Annotated in this window: 18 protein-coding genes; 7 read left to right on the forward strand and 11 right to left on the reverse strand. The window is 70.2% G+C overall.

All coding sequences use genetic code 11. The features are described 5' to 3' along the window. Positions 1-20 precede the first annotated feature (20 nt). Together ACIOSY_RS08630 and ACIOSY_RS08635 are read right to left on the reverse strand one after the other, a co-directional pair. Positions 21-407, reverse strand: coding sequence for a hypothetical protein (locus tag ACIOSY_RS08630; RefSeq protein WP_400852091.1), 387 nt, complete (start codon positions 405-407; stop codon positions 21-23). Then, positions 404-2,044, reverse strand: coding sequence for a PspC domain-containing protein (locus ACIOSY_RS08635; RefSeq protein WP_400852094.1), 1,641 nt, complete (start codon positions 2,042-2,044; stop codon positions 404-406). Before ACIOSY_RS08635 ends, ACIOSY_RS08630 begins: the two co-directional genes overlap by 4 nt. 113 nt (positions 2,045-2,157) lie before the next feature. Between ACIOSY_RS08635 and ACIOSY_RS08640 the strand changes: the two genes are divergently transcribed. Together ACIOSY_RS08640 and ACIOSY_RS08645 are read left to right on the forward strand one after the other, a co-directional pair. Further along, entirely contained in the window at positions 2,158-3,390 is a 1,233-nt protein-coding gene (locus ACIOSY_RS08640) for a PspC domain-containing protein (protein WP_400852097.1), read from the forward strand. Next, positions 3,383-4,042 carry a LuxR C-terminal-related transcriptional regulator gene (locus tag ACIOSY_RS08645; RefSeq protein ID WP_400852100.1) on the forward strand — a complete coding sequence of 220 codons (660 nt, stop codon included), beginning with the start codon at positions 3,383-3,385 and terminating at the stop codon, positions 4,040-4,042. Before ACIOSY_RS08640 ends, ACIOSY_RS08645 begins: the two co-directional genes overlap by 8 nt. 28 nt (positions 4,043-4,070) lie before the next feature. Here the strand turns inward: ACIOSY_RS08645 and ACIOSY_RS08650 are convergent, their stop codons facing one another. From ACIOSY_RS08650 to ACIOSY_RS08665, 4 genes are all read right to left on the reverse strand, one after another. Continuing rightward, positions 4,071-4,478 (reverse strand): DapH/DapD/GlmU-related protein, encoded by a 408-nt coding sequence (locus ACIOSY_RS08650; protein ID WP_400852103.1) that lies wholly within the window; start codon positions 4,476-4,478, stop codon positions 4,071-4,073. A gap of 81 nt (positions 4,479-4,559) precedes the next feature. Further along, complete coding sequence (locus ACIOSY_RS08655) at positions 4,560-5,333, reverse strand: DNA-formamidopyrimidine glycosylase family protein (RefSeq protein WP_400852106.1); 774 nt, start codon at positions 5,331-5,333, stop codon at positions 4,560-4,562. Then, positions 5,320-6,078: an EI24 domain-containing protein gene (locus ACIOSY_RS08660; RefSeq protein ID WP_400852109.1), complete on the reverse strand. Its 759-nt coding sequence runs from the start codon at positions 6,076-6,078 to the stop codon at positions 5,320-5,322. The genes ACIOSY_RS08655 and ACIOSY_RS08660 overlap by 14 nt, the downstream gene beginning before the upstream one ends. Positions 6,079-6,179: 101 nt before the next feature. Next, positions 6,180-10,847 carry an ATP-dependent helicase gene (locus ACIOSY_RS08665; protein WP_400852112.1) on the reverse strand — a complete coding sequence of 1,556 codons (4,668 nt, stop codon included), beginning with the start codon at positions 10,845-10,847 and terminating at the stop codon, positions 6,180-6,182. A 94-nt stretch (positions 10,848-10,941) separates the two neighbouring features. Here ACIOSY_RS08665 and ACIOSY_RS08670 point away from each other — a divergent pair, with 94 nt between their 5' ends. Then, the gene (locus ACIOSY_RS08670; protein ID WP_400852115.1) at positions 10,942-11,352 is read left to right on the forward strand and encodes a DUF6157 family protein; all 411 of its coding nucleotides are present in this window, start codon (positions 10,942-10,944) and stop codon (positions 11,350-11,352) included. Between the two features lie 45 nt (positions 11,353-11,397). Continuing rightward, on the forward strand, positions 11,398-12,465 hold the full coding sequence (locus ACIOSY_RS08675) for a hypothetical protein (RefSeq protein ID WP_400852118.1): 1,068 nt from the start codon (positions 11,398-11,400) through the stop codon (positions 12,463-12,465). A 15-nt stretch (positions 12,466-12,480) separates the two neighbouring features. Here the strand turns inward: ACIOSY_RS08675 and ACIOSY_RS08680 are convergent, their stop codons facing one another. Together ACIOSY_RS08680 and ACIOSY_RS08685 are read right to left on the reverse strand one after the other, a co-directional pair. Continuing rightward, complete coding sequence (locus tag ACIOSY_RS08680; protein ID WP_400852121.1) at positions 12,481-14,157, reverse strand: ABC-F family ATP-binding cassette domain-containing protein; 1,677 nt, start codon at positions 14,155-14,157, stop codon at positions 12,481-12,483. Between the two features lie 271 nt (positions 14,158-14,428). Further along, positions 14,429-15,085, reverse strand: a complete 657-nt coding sequence (locus tag ACIOSY_RS08685; RefSeq protein WP_400852124.1) for an alpha/beta hydrolase — start codon at positions 15,083-15,085, stop codon at positions 14,429-14,431. Positions 15,086-15,172: 87 nt separating this feature from the next. Between ACIOSY_RS08685 and ACIOSY_RS08690 the strand changes: the two genes are divergently transcribed. Then, complete coding sequence (locus tag ACIOSY_RS08690; protein ID WP_400852127.1) at positions 15,173-15,775, forward strand: DUF4916 domain-containing protein; 603 nt, start codon at positions 15,173-15,175, stop codon at positions 15,773-15,775. Positions 15,776-15,815: 40 nt separating this feature from the next. Here ACIOSY_RS08690 and ACIOSY_RS08695 read toward each other — a convergent pair whose 3' ends face one another. Beyond that, positions 15,816-16,880, reverse strand: a complete 1,065-nt coding sequence (locus tag ACIOSY_RS08695; RefSeq protein WP_400852130.1) for a threonine aldolase family protein — start codon at positions 16,878-16,880, stop codon at positions 15,816-15,818. 48 nt (positions 16,881-16,928) lie between these two features. On the opposite strand from ACIOSY_RS08695, the gene ACIOSY_RS08700 reads away from it, so the two are divergent. Next, a complete protein-coding gene (locus ACIOSY_RS08700; RefSeq protein ID WP_400852133.1) occupies positions 16,929-18,338 on the forward strand; it encodes an MFS transporter in 1,410 nt (469 codons plus the stop codon). A gap of 53 nt (positions 18,339-18,391) precedes the next feature. Here the strand turns inward: ACIOSY_RS08700 and ACIOSY_RS08705 are convergent, their stop codons facing one another. Next, positions 18,392-19,060, reverse strand: coding sequence for an SDR family NAD(P)-dependent oxidoreductase (locus ACIOSY_RS08705; protein ID WP_400852135.1), 669 nt, complete (start codon positions 19,058-19,060; stop codon positions 18,392-18,394). A gap of 7 nt (positions 19,061-19,067) precedes the next feature. Continuing rightward, entirely contained in the window at positions 19,068-20,507 is a 1,440-nt protein-coding gene (locus ACIOSY_RS08710; protein ID WP_400852138.1) for a DUF6421 family protein, read from the reverse strand. Positions 20,508-20,579: 72 nt separating this feature from the next. Here ACIOSY_RS08710 and ACIOSY_RS08715 point away from each other — a divergent pair, with 72 nt between their 5' ends. Further along, positions 20,580-21,029 (forward strand): Lrp/AsnC family transcriptional regulator, encoded by a 450-nt coding sequence (locus ACIOSY_RS08715; protein ID WP_400852141.1) that lies wholly within the window; start codon positions 20,580-20,582, stop codon positions 21,027-21,029. Positions 21,030-21,113 lie beyond the last annotated feature (84 nt).

Genomic DNA, 21,113 nt, shown 5'->3' on the forward strand with positions numbered 1-21,113 from the left:
AGCGGCCCCGGTCGGTGCTGTCACGTGCGGCTGGCGGCGTACCGGCGTTGCGCATGGCGGATGAGCCCGACGGCGCCCGTCGCGAGCACGAGTACTCCTGCCACCAGTACCGCGAGGCCCCCGAGCGTCGATGGTGTCAGCTCCATCACCCAGTCGGCGATGCCGGACTGGCGTTGCGCGTCGGTGAGAAGCCAGATCCCGGCGCCGGCGATCGCGGCGAACAGCAGCCCCCAGATGACCGCCGCCCAGCGTGTGCGCGGAGGGGTGGCGACCAGAGGCGTGGCGACCAGAGGGGTGGCGACCAGAGGGGCTCCGGTCGCCGCAGGGTCGACGGATTCATCGAGTGCCGAGGCCAATGTCGAGGTGACGGCTGCCGGTAGGGCTGCGGGATTCTGCTCGGTGCTCATTCCTGCTCCTCGCGTGCTTCGTAGATGGTGATTTCGACGTCGCCGTCGTCTTGCGTGAGCGTGACGGTCTGGCGAGTGATGATGGGCGTACCTTCCGCCGTGGCGGTCTCGGCGACCGAGCGCCCGCCGTCTGGCGTGGTGGTGCCGGACCAGGTGCCCGAATCGATGAGTCGTTGGGACGACTGGTCGCGACGCTCCCAGGTGATCGTGCCCGAGCCGACGGTCGCCTGCAGGTCGAGTTCGACGCCCGGTTGCACCGTGATCGAGGTGTCTCCCTGACCCTTCTCGATCACGAAGGGCGGGGGAGAGCCATCCTGGGTCCTCATATCGACCGCGAGTGATCCGAACGGCTGCCGCACGTGCTCGGGCGCATCGTTCGACAGGTAGGTCCACCCGAAGGTGAGATCGTCGACGGCCGAGAAGCCGCCGGCTGTGACGCCCCCGGCGAGGACGAGAGCGGTGACGAAGGCGAGGAACCCGCTGCGACGTCGCAGCAGCCCCGCCATGATCATGCCGACGGCGAGCACCAGGGCGGCGACGAGCAGGCCCAGCGCACCTGCGGAGGTGCCGCCCGCGAGGGCGACGAACGCGCCGAGGGCGAGTGCGAGTCCGATGACCGAGGCGACGTAGGCGAAGCTCGCCCGAGGGTTCGATGCCCGACGGATGCGCCGTCGCTCGGCAGCCTCGGCGGAGAAGGCGGCGGCGACCTCCTGACGTTCCCGACGCAACTGGTCGCGGGCGGCCCGCTCTGCGTCTTGCTGCTGTCGACGCCAGGCCTGGTCCTGTTCCTTCCACGCCGCATGCTGAGCGCGCCAGGCGGCGAGGTCTTCCGGTGTGTGCGGCCCCTCGGCGAGGGGGGCGGGCGGTGCGGGCGGCGCCGAGTGCGGCGCGACGGCGTTCGGGTCGGCGGCGTTCGGATCGAGGGCGTTCGGGTCGAGGGAGTTCGGATCGAGGGAGTTCGGGTCGGTGACCGCGTCGTGCGGAGCCGCGGCGGACGCGGCATCCGAAGAGTTCACGTCCGCACCCTCGGCGGTACCCGAACCGCCGAGGGTGTCGGACGCGCCCGGGGCGGCGGAGTCGACGGAAGCCACCGTCGTCCTCGACGCGGAGGCGCCCGGGGTGCGGCGTGCAGCGCGCACGATCAGGAAGAGCAGGATGCCGGCGAGCACCAGTCCGACGATCCAGCTCAGCGCCGACAGCGTCGACCAGCTGTCGTAGCCGAGGCCGAACAGACGACCTGCCAGCGGTGCGGTCGGGATCAGACCCACGATCGCCGTTCCGAGGATGCCGAGTTGCACGGGATCGAAGGCGCGGTTCAGCAGGTCGCGGGCATGGACGCGCCCCTCGGAGTCGGGGAGCAGGGCCCAGGCGACCGCGTAGAGGAAGATCACCGGCAGGCCGAACAGTGCGGCCACCACGAGAACGCCCCGCACGATCAAGGGATCGATGCGCAGGCGAGCGGCGACGCCGGCCGCCACCCCGCCGAGCCAGCCGTCGGATCGCGCGACGCCGAGGCCGGCGACCCAGAGGAAGAAGCGCTCGGCGCGGAGCGAAGCGGTCGTCGGCGTGGTCGCCGCACCTGCGGCAGGCGGAGGTGCCGTCGGGGGCACCGAGGGAGGCGCTGTCGGAATCGTCATATGTCGATCCTGTCGACCGCGCGGCGGAGCGGCCATGGGGTGATCCCCTGAGTGAACCCTGATCTTCGTCGGGGGAGTCCCCTCGGCACGCCACCGGATGATTGGATGGCGACATGCCTTCTTCGGCCCCCTCCGTTCCCGTGCCTGCGCGCCCCGCTCCCGCGGCCGCGCTCGCCGGGTCGTCGGTGCGCCCGGCCATCGTCCGTGATCGCGACTGCCTGGTCTCCGGCGTGAGCGCGGGCCTCGCGCGTCATCTCGGTGCGCCGGTGTGGATGGTGCGGGCGCTGTTCATCGTGCTGACGCTGTGCGGGGGCGCGGGCGTGCTCCTCTACGCCTGGTGCTGGGTCTTCACGCCGTGGGCCGAGGGCGAGGTCGCACCGTCGCGCCGGGTTCCCGTCGCCTGGATCCTGCTCGTCCCCGCCGCGATCGGCACCCTGTTCGTGTGGTCGTGGGTGGTGAGCAACGCCGGGTGGGGCACGGGCACGATCGCGCTCGAGGGCCCGGGCGCCCTGGTGCTCGCCGTGACCGCGGTCTGCGCGACCGAGGCCGGACTCTGGGCGACGCTCATCGATCGCACCGACACGGCGCGGGGGCCGCGTCATACGACCGTCATCCGCATCCTCTCGGTGGCGCTGCTCGCGCTGCTGTTCGCGGTGCTGCTGTCGTTCGGAGCCGGGCCGTCGGGGCTCGTGCTGGCGCTCCTGCCGCTCGCAGGCGCGCTGGCCGTGGCCGCCTCGACGTTCGTGCATCGTTGGCGAGAACTCGCGGGCGAGCGCATCCGGCGCATCCGTGAGGAGCAGCGCAGCGAGATGGCCGCGCACCTGCACGACTCGGTGCTGCAGACCCTCGCGCTCATCCAGAACCGGGCCGGGGCGTCGAGTGAAGCAGCTCGTCTGGCCCGCGCCCAGGAGCGCGAGCTGCGCGCCTGGCTGTACGACGGAGATGCTCCGGCCGACAGCGACCTGCCCACCGACCTGCGCGACTTCGCCGGGGCGCTCGAGCTCGACTACGCGGTGCGCATCGAGGTCGTCTCGGCGGGCTTGTCGACCGAGCGCGCGAGCGGAGACCTGGCCGCGGCGGCACGGGAGGCGATGCTGAATGCTGCTCGCCATGCCGGCGGCGAGATCGCGGTGTACATCGAGGGTCGGGTGTCGGGCGTCGACGTGTTCATCCGCGATCGCGGACCGGGCTTCGACCTCGACGACGTTCCGAGCGACCGCCTCGGCGTGCGGGAGTCGATCATCGGCCGCATGCGCCGGGCGGGCGGCACCGGCGCCGTGCGCAGCGACGGAAACGGCACCGAGGTGCGGCTGAGCATCGAGACGACAGGAGATACCCGTGGCTGACGGCATCCGCGTGGTGGTCGTCGACGACCACTCGATCTTCCGCTCCGGCTTGCGCGCCGACCTCGACGCGAGCGTCGATGTGGTCGGCGAAGCGGCCGACGTACCCTCGGCGATCGCGATGATCCGCGAGACCCAGCCCGATGTCGTCCTGCTCGATGTACATCTGCCGGGCGGATCGGGCGAGGATGCGACGGGCGGGGAATCGGTGATCCGAGGCTGCGCGCCCACGTCATCGCGATTCCTCGCGCTGAGCGTGTCGGATGCCGCCGCCGATGTCGTACGGGTGATCCGCGCGGGCGCCCGCGGCTACATCACCAAGGGGTCGTCGGGCACCGAGGTGAGCCGCGCCGTGCATGCCGTGGCCGACGGTGACGCCGTGTTCTCGCCCCGCCTCGCCGGATTCGTGCTCGATGCGTTCGGCGCGGTGTCGGGGGAGACCGCGACCGCGAGCGACGAGCTCGACCGGCTGTCGACGCGCGAGCAGGAGGTCATGCGTCTGATCGCGCGCGGCTACGCGTACAAAGAGGTCGCGGCCGAGCTGTTCATCTCGATCAAGACGGTCGAGACGCATGTCTCCGCCGTGCTGCGCAAGCTGCAGCTCTCGTCGCGCCACGAACTCACGGTCTGGGCCACGGAGCGGCGGCTGCTCTAGCCTTCACCCGCCGCGCGGCCCGCGCGCATCAGGCTGCGAGCCAGAGCCCCTTGGGGTTGGTCGACACCGTGAGGCCCGCGGCGACGGTCTCGTCGTCGCCGATGCGAGCGCCGCGGACGATGCGCGCCCCGGCTCCGACATCCGTACGAACACCGACGTGCGCGTTGTCGCCGACTGCGGCACCCTGTCCGATGTGTGCGTGGGCATCGATGTGCGCGCCGTCGCCGATCACGGCATCCGGTTCGATCCAGGCGCCGCGTGCGATCGTCGCACCGGCGCCGATGCGCGCACCGGGTTCGATGTACGCACCTGCCTCGATGTGCGCTTTGGGGTGGACCTTCGCGCCGTGCGCGACGAGGCCCCGACCATTGGCGTGTTTGCGATACCGCAGCGTCGCGCCCTGGTCGTTCTCGATGTCGACGTAGTTCTTACCCACGATTCCTCCCGTGCTCCGGAGTTCCCCGGATATAGCAATAACCACGGGGGTACGGGATTCATTCCCGCGCGGGGATGGGCCTCATCGCTGGCACGACGGACACCAGAAAGTGATGCGCTCGCGGGTCGGATCCGCGCCCTGCGTGTCACGTCGGATCAGCGTTCCACAGCGCCGGCACGGACGCCCGGCGCGGCCGTAGACCCAGGTTCCCTGCCCCGGGCGATCGATGCCGGTGAAGGTGCGGTGGCGGCGGTCGCGGTTCGCGCGGATCGTGCGCGTGCCCAGCTCGAGAAGGGCGGCGACATCGACCTCCGGTGTCGGTGTCGTGGGCAGGATTCCGCGCAGGAACAGGAGTTCTGCCGCGTACTCGTTGCCGAAGCCGGCGACGTTGCGCTGGTCGAGGAGGGCGACGTGGATGCTGCGGGCATCCGCTTCGAGTCGTCGCACCGCTTCGGCGGGATCCCACTCCGCGGCGAGCGGATCGGGTCCGAGGTAGCCGACGAGTTCGTCTTCGTCGCGGGTGGGAACGACCTCGATCTCGGCGAGGTCGACGCCGACGGCTTCGTGCTGCGCGGTACCGACGATCGCCCGCACCTTGAACGCCGGATGCCGCCATTTCTCGCCCGGTCGATAGATGAACCAGGCGCCGTCCATGCGCAGGTGCGAATGCAGCGTGCTGTCGCCGATGCGCAGCAGGAGATGTTTGCCGCGCGGCGCGGCGCCGTGGATCGGCTGACCGGTGAGATCGACGGTGGCGAAGCGGGGAACCCGCAGGTCGAAGCGGGTGACTGTCGCCCCGGCCAGCGCCTCGTCGAGACGCCGGGCCGTGCGGAAGACGGTGTCACCCTCGGGCATCGGGGGTCCGCATCAGAACACGTTCCTGCATGCTGCGTGCGAGCAGGGTCGACCCGGCGACGGCGGCCGGCATCACGGCGACGGCACCGCCGGGGATCAGGAAGAACAGCTGGGTGGCGACGCCGAATCCGAGCACGCGTGCCCGGCTGCCCCCGAACAGGGCGGCGCGGTCGAGGGGACTCAGGTCGCGCGCGTCGAACGCGCGACCGGTCAGTTCGCGGGCCAGGAGACGGCCCGAAAGGGCCACGCCCAGCACCGGGCCGACGAATCCACCGACGAGCGGCAGGAATCCGGCGAGGAGGACGAGGAGGGCGATCAGGATGCCGAGCACGATGAGGCGAATGCCCTCGCCGAGCGTCGTCCAGAAGCTGCCGCCGTCGGCCGGGGGAGCGTCGCCGAGATCGAGTTCCACCGCATGCCAGATGCGCTGGTAGAACGGGTCGCCGATCGTGAGGGTGAGAGCGCTGAAAACCGAACTCGCGAGCGCGAGAGCGGCGGCGACGATCACGAACCCGATCGCGGTGCGGAACAGCCCGCGCCAGGGCTCGATCCATCCGTCGGCGAACGGCGTCGCCCATGTCGAGATCGGACCCATGTTGAGCACGAGCGGGATCAGCGCCATGCCGAGCACCAGCAGGGTGATCAGAGCGGGGATGAGCCCGAGGTTCATGAGCCCGGGGCGGGTGCGCCAGAGCGCGAAGCCGCGGAAGAGGAGCCGGACGCCGGCGCTGAACTCTCGGATCATGGCTTCAGCGTACGGGGAGCGGGAGGAGGTGAGCAGGCGGACGGCGGGCGGCCAGGTGGCGGACGGGCAGGCGGGGGGACAAGCGGTGCGAGGGCATCCGGTCAGACCGCCTTGCGCAGGGTGTAGCCCCGCGGGGTGGCCACGAAGCCCGCCTCTTGCAGCGCGATGGCGAGCGGGGTGCCGTAGACGCCGTCGCCGTTGACCTTCTCGACCGTGAGAGTGTCGAGGCGCCGTGCGCGGGCGGTCGACGACAGGTCGGATGCCGCGGCCTTCAGCAGCTCGGGCTCATCGCTGAAGGCGAGGACGGTGCGACCGCCGCGTTCCAGATAGAGCACGAGGGCGCCGTCGACCAGCACGACGAGTCCGCCGGCCTTGCGGCCCGGGCGATGCGAGACGCCGTCGCGTTTCGGCCACCCGAGCGCCGCGCCGTAGGGGTTCGCGGGGTCGGTCGCCGCGAGAGTCACGGCGGCGAGCGGGGGCGGGTCGGCGAGCCCGGCGAAAGTGCGCAGGCGATCGACCGTGCCGGATGCGGCGAACTGCGCCGCCCCCAGTTTCTCGATCACGTAGCCGCGGCGGCAGTGCCCCGCCTCTTCGAAGCCGGCGAGAACGCGATACGCCTGCGCGAAACCGCCCGGCACACCCTCGGCCTGCACAGCACCGCGGGTGACGACGCCGTAGCGGTCGAGCAGGAGGCCCGCGGTGACGGTGGCGCGTCGGGCGGCGTCGGTCTCGGCCGTCGGCAGCAGCGACCAGCGTCCGCCGATCGCGGTGGGTCGCGGAGCGGTGCGGGCGAGCGACATGCCCCGGTAGGTGCGGGTGCGCGGTGCCCGACGCGTGACCCGGTGCGCCTGCGAACCCCCGCCGAGCAGCGATCGGATCGGGGCGAACGTGTCATTGGTGACGTACCCCGACCAGGTCAGCGACCACAGGGCTTCGAGCACGGACTGCTCGTTCTCGGCCGATGCCATCTCTTTCAGCTGCGCCGCGAAATACGCGCCTCCGGGTTGCAGCGCGGCGAGGAGGCGGGCCTCGAGGGAGTCGGCGCCGATCTCGGCATCCGGCTCGGGCAGCGTGAAGGGCGCGAGGTCGGCGGGATGCAGCGACACCCAGCCGTCGCGTCCGGGGAGCGTGCCGTGACCCGACCAGACGACCTCGCCGGACGAAGTGAGCTCGTCGAGCATCCCCGGGGTATAATCGCGCACCCGGGAGGGGAGCACGAGCGACTCCCAGGCGCTCGCGGGGATCGGCACCCCGGCGAACTGCTCGATGACCGCGACCACCCCGTCGAGCCCTTCGAGCGGACGCTGCACGTGCTGCCACTCCGGCAGGAACCGGGCGTACGCCTCGGGCGAGACCGGTTCGACGCTGCCGCGGATCGCGGCGAGCGACCGCATGCGCAGCCGCCGCAGCACCTCGGTGTCGCACCATTCGAGGTCACCGCCGGGGTGATTGCCCGCCCCGGTCGACGGGTCGGGCAGGAAGTAGCCGCTGGTGAGACGCCCGGCGGTGTCGAGCCGTTGCAGGGTGTGCCGGGCGACGGCGGCGCCGAGCCCGAAGCGCGTGGCGACGGCATCTGTCGTGAAGGGTCCGTGCGTGCGTGCGAAGCGCGCGACGAGATCTCCGAGCGGATCGGCGAGGGGCTCGAGGAACGCGACCGGGATGCCGGTGGGAAGCGCGGCGCCGAGGGCGTCGCGCAGGCGGCCGGCGTCTTCGATCGCAGCGATGCGGGGCGTGCCGGCGATGGTCACCGGGATCGCGCGGCGCGCGAGCACCAGCGCATCGAGATGGGCGGATGCCGTGGCCACGAGATCGGCGTCGGGAACGTCGTCGTCGGGCTGCAGTCGTTCGGCGACCTCGGCGGCGTCGAGCGGTCCGAGGAGCCGGAGCAGGTCGGCGACGCCCTCGAGGCCGCGCGCGCGGCGCTCGGGGTCGAGCCGCTGTGCTTCGCGTTCGAACTGCGCGATGACCTCGGGATCGAGCAGTTCGCGCAGCTCGACCGTGCCCAGCAGTTCGCCGAGCAGCGCCGGATCGACCGACAGCGCGGCCGCGCGCCGCTCGGCGAGCGGGGAATCGCCCTCGTACATGAACGCGCCGACGTAACCGAACAGCAGGTCGCGGGCGAACGGGGAGGGCTGCGAGGGCTGCGTCTCGACGAGGCGGATGCGCCGGTCGGCGATGGAGACCGCGAGCCGGCGCAGCGAGGGCAGGTCGTAGACGTCTTGCAGCACCTCGCGCAGCGTCTCGAGGATCACCGGGAACGTCGGGTGACGTCGGGCGACCTCGAGCAGCTGCGCCGACCTCTGCCGCTGCTGCCAGAGCGGGGTGCGTCGGTTCGGGTTGGTGCGCGGCATGAGCAGCGCGCGGGCGGCACACTCGCGGAACCGGGAGGCGAACAGCGCGGAGCCGCCCACCTCTTCGGTGACGAGGTGCTCCAGCTCGTCGGGGTCGAACACGAACAGTTCGGCGCCCGGCGGTTCGGCCTCGGCATCCGGGATGCGCACGATGATGCCGTCGTCGCTCGCCACCGCCGACCCTTCGACACCGAGACGCTCGCGCACACGGGCGTTGATCGCCAGTGCCCACGGGGCGTGCACCTTCATGCCGTAGGGGGAGTGCAGGATGACGCGCCAGTCGCCGACCTCGTCACGACCACGCTCGACCGTCAGGGTGCGATCGGTGGGCAGGGTGCCGGTGGCTTCACGCTGCTCGGTGAGGTGGGCCATCAGGTTGGCGCGCGCCTGCTCGTCGAGCCCGGCGTCGATGAGCCGCTGCGCCGCCTTCTCGGGCGTCGCCGCCGAGACCTCGCGCGAGAAGGCGCCCAGCGCCTCGCCGAGTTCGAACGGTCGACCGATGCCGTCGCCGTGCCAGAACGGCACCTTGCCGGGTTGCCCGTACGCGGGGATCACGTTCACGCGGTCGTGCGTGATCTCGGCGATGCGCCAACTGGTGGTGCCGAGCGTGAAGACGTCGCCCACTCGCGACTCGTAGACCATCTCTTCGTCGAGCTCGCCGACGCGCGCACCCGTCGACTCGCCCGCCACGAACACGCCGAAGAGCCCGCGGTCGGGGATCGTGCCGCCGCTCGTCACCGCGATGCGCTGCGCGCCGGGGCGACCGGTGAGGGTGCCGGCATCGCGATCCCACACCAGGCGTGGGCGCAGCTCGGCGAACTCATCGGACGGGAAGCGCCCGGCGAGCAGGTCGAGCGTGGCCTCGTAGGCCGATCGCGGCAGCGAGTGGAACGGGGCGGAGCGGCGCACGGTCTCGAACCACTCCTCGACGCTGATGGCGCCGAGTGCGCTCGCGGCCACGGTCTGTTGGGCGAGGATGTCGAGCGGGTTGCGCGGCACCTGGATCGCCTCGATCTTGCCCGCCAGCATCCGCTCGGTGACGATCGCCGTGTGCAGCACATCGCCGCGGTGCTTGGGGAACAGAGCGGCCCGGCTGATCTCGCCGACCTGGTGCCCGGCACGACCCACGCGCTGCAGCCCGGAGGCGGCCGACGGCGGGGCCTCGACCTGGATGACGAGGTCGACGGCACCCATGTCGATGCCCAGTTCGAGGCTGCTCGTCGCGACGACGCACCGCAGCACGCCCGACTTGAGCTCTTCTTCGACCTGGGCCCGCTGCTCTTTCGACACGGAACCGTGATGCGCCTTCGCGAGCACGGGGTCGGCACCCGCCGTCGCTCCCGCCTGCGCCATCATCTGTGCGGGCACCGTCGCGTCTGGAAGAGGAGCGCCGATGCGCTCGGAGTAGATCTCGTTGAGCCGCCCGGTGAGCCGCTCGGCCAGCCGACGCGAGTTCGCGAAGACGATCGTCGACTTGTTCTGCAGCACCCGATCGACGATCGCCTCTTCGACATGCGGCCACACCGATCCGGTCACCTCGGTGTACTCGGCATCGCCGTCGGAAGGATCCGGGGCGCCCGGAGGTGCCGGCGGATTGGTCATGTCGTCCATCGGCACTACCACGCCGAGTTCGAAGGTCTTGGATGCCGGCGGCGCCACGATCTCGACGGGGGCGGCGCCGCCCAGGAAGCGGGCAACCTCGTCGATCGGCCGCACGGTCGCCGACAGACCGATGCGCTGCGCGGGAGTCTCGGCGCCGTAGCCGGCACGCAGCGCGTCGAGGCGCTCCAGGCTCACGGCGAGGTGGGCGCCGCGCTTGGTCGCGGCCACCGCGTGCACCTCGTCGATGATCACGGTGTGCACGCCGCGCAGCGTCTCGCCGGCGCGGCTGGTGAGCATGAGATAGAGCGACTCGGGGGTCGTGATGAGGATGTCGGGAGGGTCGGAGACGAGCTTGCGGCGGTCGCTCGACGTCGTGTCGCCCGACCGCACGCCGACCGTCACCGAGGGCGACGGCACCCCGAGGCGTCGCGCGGACTGGCCGATGCCCACGAGAGGCGACCGCAGGTTGCGCTCGACGTCGACGCCGAGCGCCTTCAACGGCGAGATATAGAGGATGCGCGTGCGCGGAGCATCGTTCTTCGGAGGCGTCGTCTTCGGAGGCGTCGTCTTCGGAGGCGTCGTCGGTGCCTTCTCGGGCAGCTGCTGCGCCTCGACCATGCGCTCGCGGAACACGCTGTCGATCGCATAGAGGAATGCCGAGAGCGTCTTGCCGGAACCGGTGGGAGCGACGACGAGGGCGTTCTTGCCCGCGGAGACCGCGTTCCACGCGCCCTCCTGCGCCGGGGTGGGTGCGGGGAACGCGCCCCGGAACCAGTCTTGCGTGGCCGGGGTGAAGCGCTCGAGCACATCACTCATACGTCCATCTTCGTCGAGACCACCGACATCGGCTCCGATGACGGTCTCACGACGGGGAGGTGACGATGTCGGAGGCAGGGTGGATGCTGGTGGCATGGCGCACCACACGACGAACTACCTGACCACGTTCATCGAGGTCGCCGACGACTGTCCGACCGACCACGCCGTCGAGCCGCCGGCCTCCGAGAAGCCCACGATCGCGGCCCTGCACTACCGGCTCATCGCCGAGCAGCCGTACGCGCGCACCTCCGACGACGTCATCTTCGAGACCTACGCGCAGCGCAACGGCGTCGCCCTCGACGACACCGCGGCCCGCGACGCGTTCTTCTCGAAGGGACAACCGTGCCTGCGGTCCTCGCCGCTCGGCAAGCGCTACGGGTGGGGTCTGCACCACGACGATGAGGGGCGGGTCGCGCTGGTCGCGCGCGACTCCGAGCAGTACGCGCTGCTCGCCGCCGACCCGGCGATCGCGCATACGCGAGCGATGCGGGGTCGGCGGGCCTGACCGGGCGCCCGCTACGGTGGGGTGAAGATCGACCAGGGGGAGCACATGACCGATCCATCCGCGCCGCACCAGGGCTTCCATCCCGCGATGCCGCCGCAGCAGTGGCCATCACAGCCGCAGCCACCCCAGCCGGCACCGCCTGCCCGGTCGACGAAGGGCCGCACGGTCATCTGGATCGTCGTGGCAGCAGCTGTGCTCGTCGCCCTGATCGTCGGTGGCCTGGTCGTCGTGAACACCGTCACCCGCGGTCCGTCCGCGCAGGAGGTCGCCGAGGAGTACCTCGCGCACATCTCCGACGGCGATGCCGCGGCCGCGGCGGAGCTCGTCGCCGCGCAACCGGAAGAGACCGAAGGGCTCAGCGATCCGTCGCTGCTGACCGACGAGGTGCTCGGCGCCGCGGTCGAGCGGATCAGCGGGGTCGTCGTCGAGCCGGCATCCGGTTCCGACGACGCGCAGACCTTCGCGACCTTCGACGTCAGCTACACGCTCGCTGGTGAGACCTACGAGACCTCGCTCTCGCTCGTCCGCGGCGAAGGGGAGGGACTCGCTCCCGGCAGCTGGCAGATCCGGAGGGCGATGACCGATCTCTTCATCGTCACGCAGGGCGACCCGCCGTTCCTGCTGAGCGGCGTCGAGATGCAGACCGTGGAGTCGGGAGAGTTCCTTCCCCTGGCGCTGTATCCCGCGGTCTACCCCATCTCCGCCGTTGACCCCACATTCTTCGAGACCGACCGCGACGAGCTCGTGATCACCGGCGGCTCAACGATGCCCGAAAAGGTCTCCCTCGTCCCGAACCAGCACTTCACCGACGAGGTTCAGCGACAGGTCGACGCCTTCCTCGACGACTGCACGACGCAGACGACCTGGCGGCCCGAGGGATGCCCGTTCGATGCGCCGCTGGATGCCAGGACCGTCGAGGTGCAGTGGACCATCGAGACGTACCCGACGGTCGAGCTCCTGCTCGACGGCGAGATGTTCGACGCCGACGGCGGCAGCATCCGCGCCGTCTACACGCCGCCCGGCGCGACCGAGCCCGTCACTGTCGAGGATGAACTCGGCACGGGCGGAACGATCGAGATCGACGGGAGCGCGCTCAGCCTGACCTTCCCCTGAGCGCGCTCCGATCGCTCACACCTCCTGCAGCATCCCCTCGGCATCGATCTCGAGTGTCAGATCGAGGTCGAGGCGAGCGAGGAAGGCATCGTCGTGACTGACGACGAGCACGGCCCCGCGATACGCGCGCAACGCCTCGACGAGCTGATCGACCGTGTCGAGGTCGAGGTTGTTCGTCGGCTCGTCGAGCACCACCAGCTGCGGCGCCGGATCCGACAGAAGCAGAGTCGCCAGCGCCACGCGGAAGCGCTCGCCGCCCGAGAGGGCTGAGACCGCGCGGTCGGCGGTCGCCCCGCGGATCAGGAATCGCGCGAGCCGATTGCGCAGCTCCTTCTCGGGAACCTGCGGCGCATGCTCGGCGATGTTCGCGAAGACCGAACGCGTCTCGTCGAGCCCGTCGACGCGCTGGGGCAGGTATCCGATGTGCTCGACGTGCGCCTCGGCGCGGAGCGCGGCCCGACCACAACTCAGGACATCTGAGCCGGATTCGAGCATTTCGAGCGAATCGCCCGAAAGATGCTCCGTCTGTCCTGAGTTGTGGCCAGCTCCCGTCACCAACCGCTCCAGCAGCGTCGTCTTGCCGGCCCCGTTGCGGCCGATCAGCGCCACGCGCTCCGGCCCCTGCACGACCCACGACCGTTCCGCGTCGCCGATCGTGGCGATCCGGCGCGCCCGCGAGACCCCCGGATCCGGCAGCTCGATCTTCATCGAGTCCTCCGAGCGCACCCGCCGCCCGGCCTCGTCGAGCAGCGAGCGCGCCGCATCCTCCTTCGCGCCGACCTCGATGCGCAGTTTGCCCGCCGACACCTCGGCCGCCATCTTGCGACCGTGCGCGACGATCTTCGGCACCCGCTTCTCGACCTCCGCCTTCTTCGCGGTGCGCGCGCGATGGGCGAGCTTGGTCTCGGCCTCGATGCGCTGGCGTTTCTCCTTGCGCACCGTCTGGGCGGCATCGCGGACGGCCTGCATCGCGGCGTCCTGCTCGGCATCCAACCAGGCACGCCACTCGGAGTACGGACCCCCGAACACGCTCAGCGTCTGACCGAACAGCTCGGCGGTGTCGTCCATGAGCTCGAGCAACGAGACGTCGTGACTGACCACGACGAGCGTCCCCTTCCAGTTCGAGACCATCACGGCGAGCTTCGCCCGGGCGTCGCGGTCGAGGTTGTTGGTCGGTTCGTCGAGGAGCGTGATCGGGGCCCGGCGCAGACGGATGCCCGCGATGGCCACGAGCACGGCCTCACCGCCCGACAGCTCGCCGACCCGCCGGTCGAGGAACGCGGGCGAAAGGCCCGCTTCGGCGAGGGATGCCTCGGCACGCGCCTCGATGTCCCAGTCGTCACCGACCGTGTCGAAGTGCGCCGGGTCGACGTCGCCCGCGGAGATCGCTCGAACCGCATCGAGGGGTGCGGCGACGCCGAGCAGTTCGACGACGCGGCGATCGACGTCGAGCGTGAGCTGCTGCGGGAGGTAGGCGACCTCGCCCGTGACCGTGAGCACACCCGAGGTGGGGGCGAGGTCGCCGGCGATCAGGCGCAGGAGCGTCGATTTGCCGGCGCCGTTGCGGCCGACGAGCCCGGTGCGCCCGGTGCCGAACGAACCCGACACGGCGGTCAGTGCGGAAGACCCGTCGGGCCAGGTGAAGGTGAGTCGGTCGAGGGTGACCGAGGCGTGGAGGGTGGGTGATGACATGGGGTGTCTCCTGTCGAGTGCGAGGGTGCACTGACACCGGTCCTTCCCTCGGCTCCGAAGAGGAGACGTTCGACGCGGAGCGTGCTCGAGAAAGAGAGAGCAGCGCCCTCGCGGAACGGGAGGGAGGCGAGCCGTGTGAGTCGGCGATCGTCGGGTCAGCGCGCGGAAAGAGAGGCGCGGAGGCGACGGATCAGATCAAAGGACTTCCAGACACGGCGGACAGGACTCCACGACGATACCCGGGCGTGTCGCCGGGGCGCAACCCCGGGATCTACTGCGGGGCGATTCCGTCGACCCAGGTCGTCAGGAACTGGTGCACGTCGGCGAGCTCGTCTTCCGAGATGCTGTGCGTGAGCCCCGTATACACCCGGCCCGACAGCTCGGAGTGGTCGGGCAGCCACTGCGCCGTGTAGGCGATGCGCTCGGGAGGGATGACATCGTCGTGCGTGCCGCGCCCCCAGAAGACCGGCGGCCGCAGCTCGCGCAGCGCCTCGTCGTCGGGCAGATCGCCGGTCGCGACGTAGCCGCTCAGGGCGACGACGGCACCTAAGCGTTCGGGAGCGAGTCGGAGCGCCTGCAGCGAGACGGCCGCGCCCTGCGAGAACCCGAGCAGCGCGATCGAGGGAGCATCGGGTGCCACCGCATCGAGCCACTGCAGCACCGCGCGGGCGGCCGCGGTCACCGTGTCGGCACTGCGTCCGTCGAGACCCTCGATCGGGTACCACGAGCGCCCGGGCATCGGCCAGGGCGGGGTCAGCGGGGCGGCGACGGATGCCACGGCGATGCCGGTCGGAAGGTGCGGCAGAAGGCCGATGAGGTCGTTCTCGTCGGCGCCGTAGCCGTGCAGGAGCACCAGCAGCGGCAATCCGGTGCGCTCGCCGGAGTTCCAGAGGGTGGCGGAGTCGTCGATGGTCAGGTTCTCGGTCACCCCACCATCCTGCCAGCGGCCGCCGACACGCGGTCGGCTCGGCGTGCGCCCGTATCGGACGTCGGATGCTGCTGGTAGAAAGGACACATGGCGGTTCGCACACCTGATCCCGAGCCCGAGCCCGACGACGGCATCGGCGGCTTCGATGACGGGCAGCGTCCCGCCCCTGATGCGAACCCCGGCTGGCTGAGCGAATTCGAGCTCGCCGAGGCCCGCCGCCACCTCCCGATGCTCTACGTCGAGGCCATCCCCGTGCGCACCGATGGTTCCGGTCAGGTGACCGAGATCGGCATCCTGCTGCGCTCCACCCCGATGGGTGAGATGACGCGCACCATCGTGTCGGGGCGGGTCCGCTTCGGCGAGACCATCCGCGATGCGCTCTTCCGCCACGTCGAGAACGACCTCGGACCGATGGCCTTCCCGCTGCTGCCGCCGCAGCCGCTGCCGTTCACCGTCGCCGAGTACTTCCCGATCCCGGGTGTCAGCGCGTACCACGACGATCGGCAGCATGCCGTGTCGCTCGCGTTCGTGATCCCGGTCACCGGCACCTGCGAGCCGCGTCAAGACGCGCTCGAGGTCACCTGGTTCTCGCCGGAGGCCGCCGCCTCCGACGCAGTCTCGGCCGAGATGGAGGGCGGCCGCGGCACGCTCATCCGCCTCGCCCTCGCGAACCTGGGTCTGCTGCGCTGAGTCGCTGAGGTGCGGAGCCCGGCCGGCGCCGGGCCCGCGCTCAGGCCGTCAGACGTGCGAGTTCGGCGACGAACGCGTCGACGTCGTCTTCGTGGGTGTCGAAGCTGCACATCCACCGCACCTCGTTGCGCGCGGCATCCCAGTCGTAGAAGCGGAACGACTCCCGCAGGGCGTCGGCGACGCCGTCGGGGACCGTCGCGAAGACGCCGTTCGACTGCGTCGGCTGCGTGAACGCGACGCCGTTGATGGTGCCGGCGGCGATGCCCTGCTCGATCTCGGTGCGCAGACGTGCGGCCATCGCGTTCGCGTGACGTGCGTTGCGCAGCCACAGGTCGCCCTCGAGCAGCGCGATGAGCTGCGCCGACACGAAACGCATCTTCGACGAGAGCTGCATGTTGAACTTGCGCGAGTAGACGAGCCCGTCGGATGCCGCGGGGTTGAGCACCACGACGGCCTCACCGAGCATGGCGCCGTTCTTGGTGCCGCCGAAGCTGAGCACGTCGACGCCGGCATCGCGGGTGAATGCGGCGAGGGGCAGATCGAGGGCGGCGGCCGCGTTCGAGAGGCGGGCGCCGTCGAGGTGCAGCTTCATGCCGTGCCCGTGCGCGTGGTCGGCGATCGTGCGGATCTCGTCGGCCGTGTACAGCGTGCCCAGCTCGGTCGACTGCGTGATCGAGACCACCAGCGGCTGCGCGCGGTGCTCGTCGCCCCAGCCCCAGGCCTCGCGGTCGATCAGCTCGGGGGTGAGCTTGCCGTCGTCGGTGGGGACCGTGAGCAGCTTGAACCCGCCGATCTTCTCGGGCGCACCACCCTCGTCGACGTTGATGTGCGCGGTCGACGCGGCGATCACCGCGCCCCAGCGGGGGAGCATCGACTGCAGTCCGGTGACGTTGGCGCCGGTGCCGTTGAAGACGGGGAACGCCTCGGCGCCCTCACCGAAGTGCGTCTGCACGACCTCCTGCAGACGGGCGGTGTACGCGTCGCTGCCGTAGGCGCCCTGATGGCCGTCGTTCGCGGTCGCGATGGCGGCCAGGACCTCGGGGTGGATGCCGGAATAGTTGTCGCTGGCGAAGCCCCGGATCGCGGGGTCATGCTGGATGGTCACCGCATAAGCCTATGTCCAATGTCCCCGGTCCTGAGTACCCTCGAACCCATGCAGCAGACCGCAGCGAAGTCGGCGTTCATCAACGTCCTCGTCAACACGCTGATCGCCAACGTGACGACCAGCTTCCTCTGGTTCGCGCTCACCTTCTGGGTCTACATCGAGACGCAGTCGGTGCTGGCCACCGGCATCATCGGTGGTGCGTACATGCTGTTCGTGGCGTTCTTCGCGATGATGTTCGGCACGATCGTCGACCGCAATCGCAAGCACACGGTCATGCTGCTCTCGAGCGTCATCTCCGCGGTCGCGTTCCTGCTGGCCGGGGTCGTCTACATCTCGCAGCCCGAGACGGCTCTGCTCGACCTCGGCGGGCCCTGGTTCTGGCTGTTCTCCGGGGTGATCCTGTTCGGCGGGGTCATCGAGCAACTGCGCAACATCGCGCTGTCGACCACGGTCACGCTGCTGGTGCCCGAAGAGAAGCGCGCCAACGCCAACGGTCTCGTCGGCACGGTGCAGGGCATCGCGTTCCTCGTCACGAGCGTGTTCTCGGGGCTGTCGATCGGGTTCCTCGGCATGGGATGGACGCTCGCGATCGCGATCGGCGCGATGGCGCTCACGTTCGCCCATCTGCTGTTCATCCGCATCCCCGAGGGAGCGCCCGAGCCCGATCCCGACGCGAAGAACGCGATGGACTTCCGCGGCAGCGTGCGGGCGATCCGCCTTGCTCCCGGGCTGTTCGCGCTGATCATCTTCTCGACGTTCAACAACCTCATCGGCGGCGTCTACATGGCATTGATGGATCCCTACGGGCTCACGCTCTTCGACGCCCAGACGTGGGGCTTCGCGCTGGCGTTCGCCTCGACGGGCTTCCTCATCGGCGGAGGACTGGTGGCGAAGTTCGGGCTCGGCAAGAACCCGATGCGCACCATGCTGCTCGTCGTGATCGCGATGGGGCTCCTCGGCGCGGTGTTCATGCTGCGCGAGTGGTGGTGGTTGTACGTGCTGGGCATGTGGGCGTACATGGCCCTGGTGCCGCCGGTCGAAGCCGCCGAGCAGACCGTGATCCAGAAGGTGGTCCCGTTCGAGCGTCAGGGACGCGTCTTCGGCGTGGCCGCCGCGATGGAGGCAGCAGCCGCCCCGATCACGGCGTTCCTCATCGCCCCGATCGCCGAGTTCCTGATCATCCCCTTCATGAAGACCGACGAGGGGCGGCAGCAGTGGGGGTGGCTGGTCGGCGAAGGCGAGGCCCGGGGCATCGCGCTCATCTGCCTGTTCGCGGGACTCATCATGGTGATCGCAGCGACGCTGGCCTTCTTCACGAAGTCCTACCGCAAGCTCACCGACCTCTACGCGCATGCGCCGGCACAGCAGATCCCCGATGGCGCTTCCGACCCGGAGACTGCCCAGGGCGCCGAGACGCCCGAGGCGCCGCCGATCGTTCCGGGCGCGTCTCAGCTCTGAACGGGCCCCGGTTCGAACAGTCGAGGCCTGAATTGCCGAGGCAGCCGACCTCGTCAGTCGAGGTCGATGATGCGGTCGTTGAGGTCCACGGCATCCGCGTCCCACAACGCGACGATGCGGGGCGCCAACGACTCCGGATCGAGCGCCTTCGCGCGGAACACGACGGATGCCGCGCGCAGTGTCTCTCCGGAATCCCGCGCCGACTTCGCGAACCCCTGCGCGACGGCGCGGGTCCATGCTTCGCTCGCGGCCTTGACCGCCGCATAGTTCGCACCGCCCGCGAGCGGGCGGCCGACGGCGGTCGACGAGACGATCGCGAAGCGGCCGGCCGTCGACGCGCGCAGAGCGGCATCGAACGCCCGGCTCGTCGCCCGGACGGCGTGCAATGCCGGAAGCAGGGCGGCGAAGTCGTCGTCCGACTGCCCGGCGAGGCCGCCGCCTCCGCGCCACCCGCCGACGAGCGGCACGAGGGCGTCGACGGTGATGTCGGCGTCAGCGAGACGGGCGGCGAGCGCGGTCATCTCGTCGAGCGAGGTCGCATCCGCCACCTCGACCTGCGCCCCGGCATCCGCCAACGCCTGCAGGCGCTCGGCAGAGCGCCCGGTCGCGACCACGCGCGCACCCGCATCGAGCAGGGTGCGCGCGAGGGCGAGACCGGACGCACTGGTCGCTCCGGCGAGCACGACGGTGCGACCGCCGATGCCGTTCAGGAGAGACGTCATGCCGGCCTCAGTCGTCGGTGCCGCGGATGCCGACGGTCGACTCGATGACCGTCTTCATCTTCTTGTCGAGCGCCTCGAAGAACATCGACAGCGGGAACTCGTCGTCCAGCACCGCGTCGGTGTACCTCTTGGGGGCGCCGGCGAGGATCTCGTCCGACAGGCCACGCGCCCAGGCCGACACCGGGTGCGGCGTCACGACGCTGCGAACCAGGTCGTAGGCGGCGAGCCAGTGCGCCGTCTTCGGGCGGTCGATCGAGTGCCAGTACAGGTCGTCGATCGCATCGCCGAGGGCGACGACCGCATCGGGCACGCCCTCCCAGTCGAAGGCGAGAGCGGTGTCGGTCCAGTGCAGCACGCCGCGCTGGTGCAGCCACGCGAACAGCAGCTGCCCGCCGAGACCGTCGTAGTTGCGCACGCGCGAGCCGGTGATGGCGAAGCGGAAGATCCGGTCGAAGATCACCGCGTACTGCACGAGCGGCGCGTGATCGAGCATCTCCTGCTCGGTCTGCTCGAGCTTCTCGCCCGACTCGGCGCGTGCCGAGAGGGTGCGCTGGATCTTCACGGACTCGCGGAACGCGGTCAGGTCGCACCGCAGCTCTTCGAGCGAGTACAGGAAGAACGGCATCCGCTGCTTGATCATGAACGGGTCGAACGGCAGGTCGCCGCGCATGTGCGTGCGGTCGTGGATGATGTCCCACATCACGAACACGCGCTCGGTGAGTGCCTGGTCGTCGAGCATCTCGGCGGCGTTCTCGGGCAGATCGAGCTTCGTGATCTCCGCCGCCGCGCGCGTGACGCGGCGGTAGCGGGCGGCCTCGCGGTCCTGGAAGATCGCGCCCCACGTGAAAGACGGGATCTCCCGCATCGCGACCGTCTCGGGGAACAGCACGGCCGAGTTGGTGTCGTAGCCGGGGGTGAAGTCGACCAGGCGCAGCGAGACGAACAGCTTGTTGCCGTAGTCGCCGGCCTCGAGGGCTGCGATGAACTCGGGCCAGATCGCCTCGACGATCAGGGCCTCGACCAGGCGGTCGCTCGAGCCGTTCTGCGTGTACATCGGGAAGACGACGAGGTGGCGGATGCCGTCGACGCGGTGCTCCTGCGGCTGGAAGGTCATGAGTGAGTCGAGGAAGTCCGGCACGCCGAAGTCTTCGGATGCCCACCGGTCGAAGTCGATGACGGCCGCGGCGAGGTACTCGGCGTCGTGCGGGAAGGCGGGCGCGAGGGCGTGGATGCCCGCGGTGATCGCACCGACGAGTTCGCGGGCGGCGGCGTGGTGCCCGGCATCCGGGATCGAACCGTCCTTGATCTGCATCTCGCGGATCGCGATCGCGGCGTCCTTGAGCTGCGCCCAGGCGGCGGAATCCTCTGCGGTCGATGCATCCTCGACGACCTCGGGTTCGCCGACGATGGCCTGAACAGCGGAACTGTTGGCGGAAATGATGGACATCGGGACCTCCGATCGGAGAAACAACAGGAAACTTTCCTGCGGAAACGGAAAGCTAACGATATTCTTACATGCATGGATGACTCTGTCGACCGCGCGATCCTTACCGAGATCTCTCGCGACGGGCGTGCCACGCTCTCGCAACTGTCGGATGCCGTCGGACTCTCGGTCTCGGCCGTGCAGTCGCGTCTGCGCCGACTCGAGACCCGGGGTGTGATCAGCGGATATCGCGCGATCCTCGACCCCGAACAGGTGGGCACGCCGCTGTCGGCGTTCATCGAGATCACTCCGCTCGATCCCGCCCAGCCCGACAACGCCCCCGAGCTCCTCGAGCACCTCGAGGCGATCGAGGCGTGCCACTCGATCGCCGGCGACGCGAGCTACATGCTGTTCGTGCGCGTGCCCTCTCCGCGCGCGCTCGAAGAGCTGGTGCGCGACATCCGCCATGCGGCGTCCGTCAGCACCCGCACCACCGTGGTGCTGCAGACGTACTACGAGAACCGGCCGATCATTCCGGTCGCCTAGGACTCCGCGGAGGACTTTCGCCGACAAACCCCGTTCGCGGGGATTGTCATTGTCGGGGGCCGGCGGCATGATGGCAGTCGCATC

Source organism: Microbacterium sp. NPDC087665, assembly GCF_044743285.1.
GTDB lineage: Bacteria > Actinomycetota > Actinomycetes > Actinomycetales > Microbacteriaceae > Microbacterium.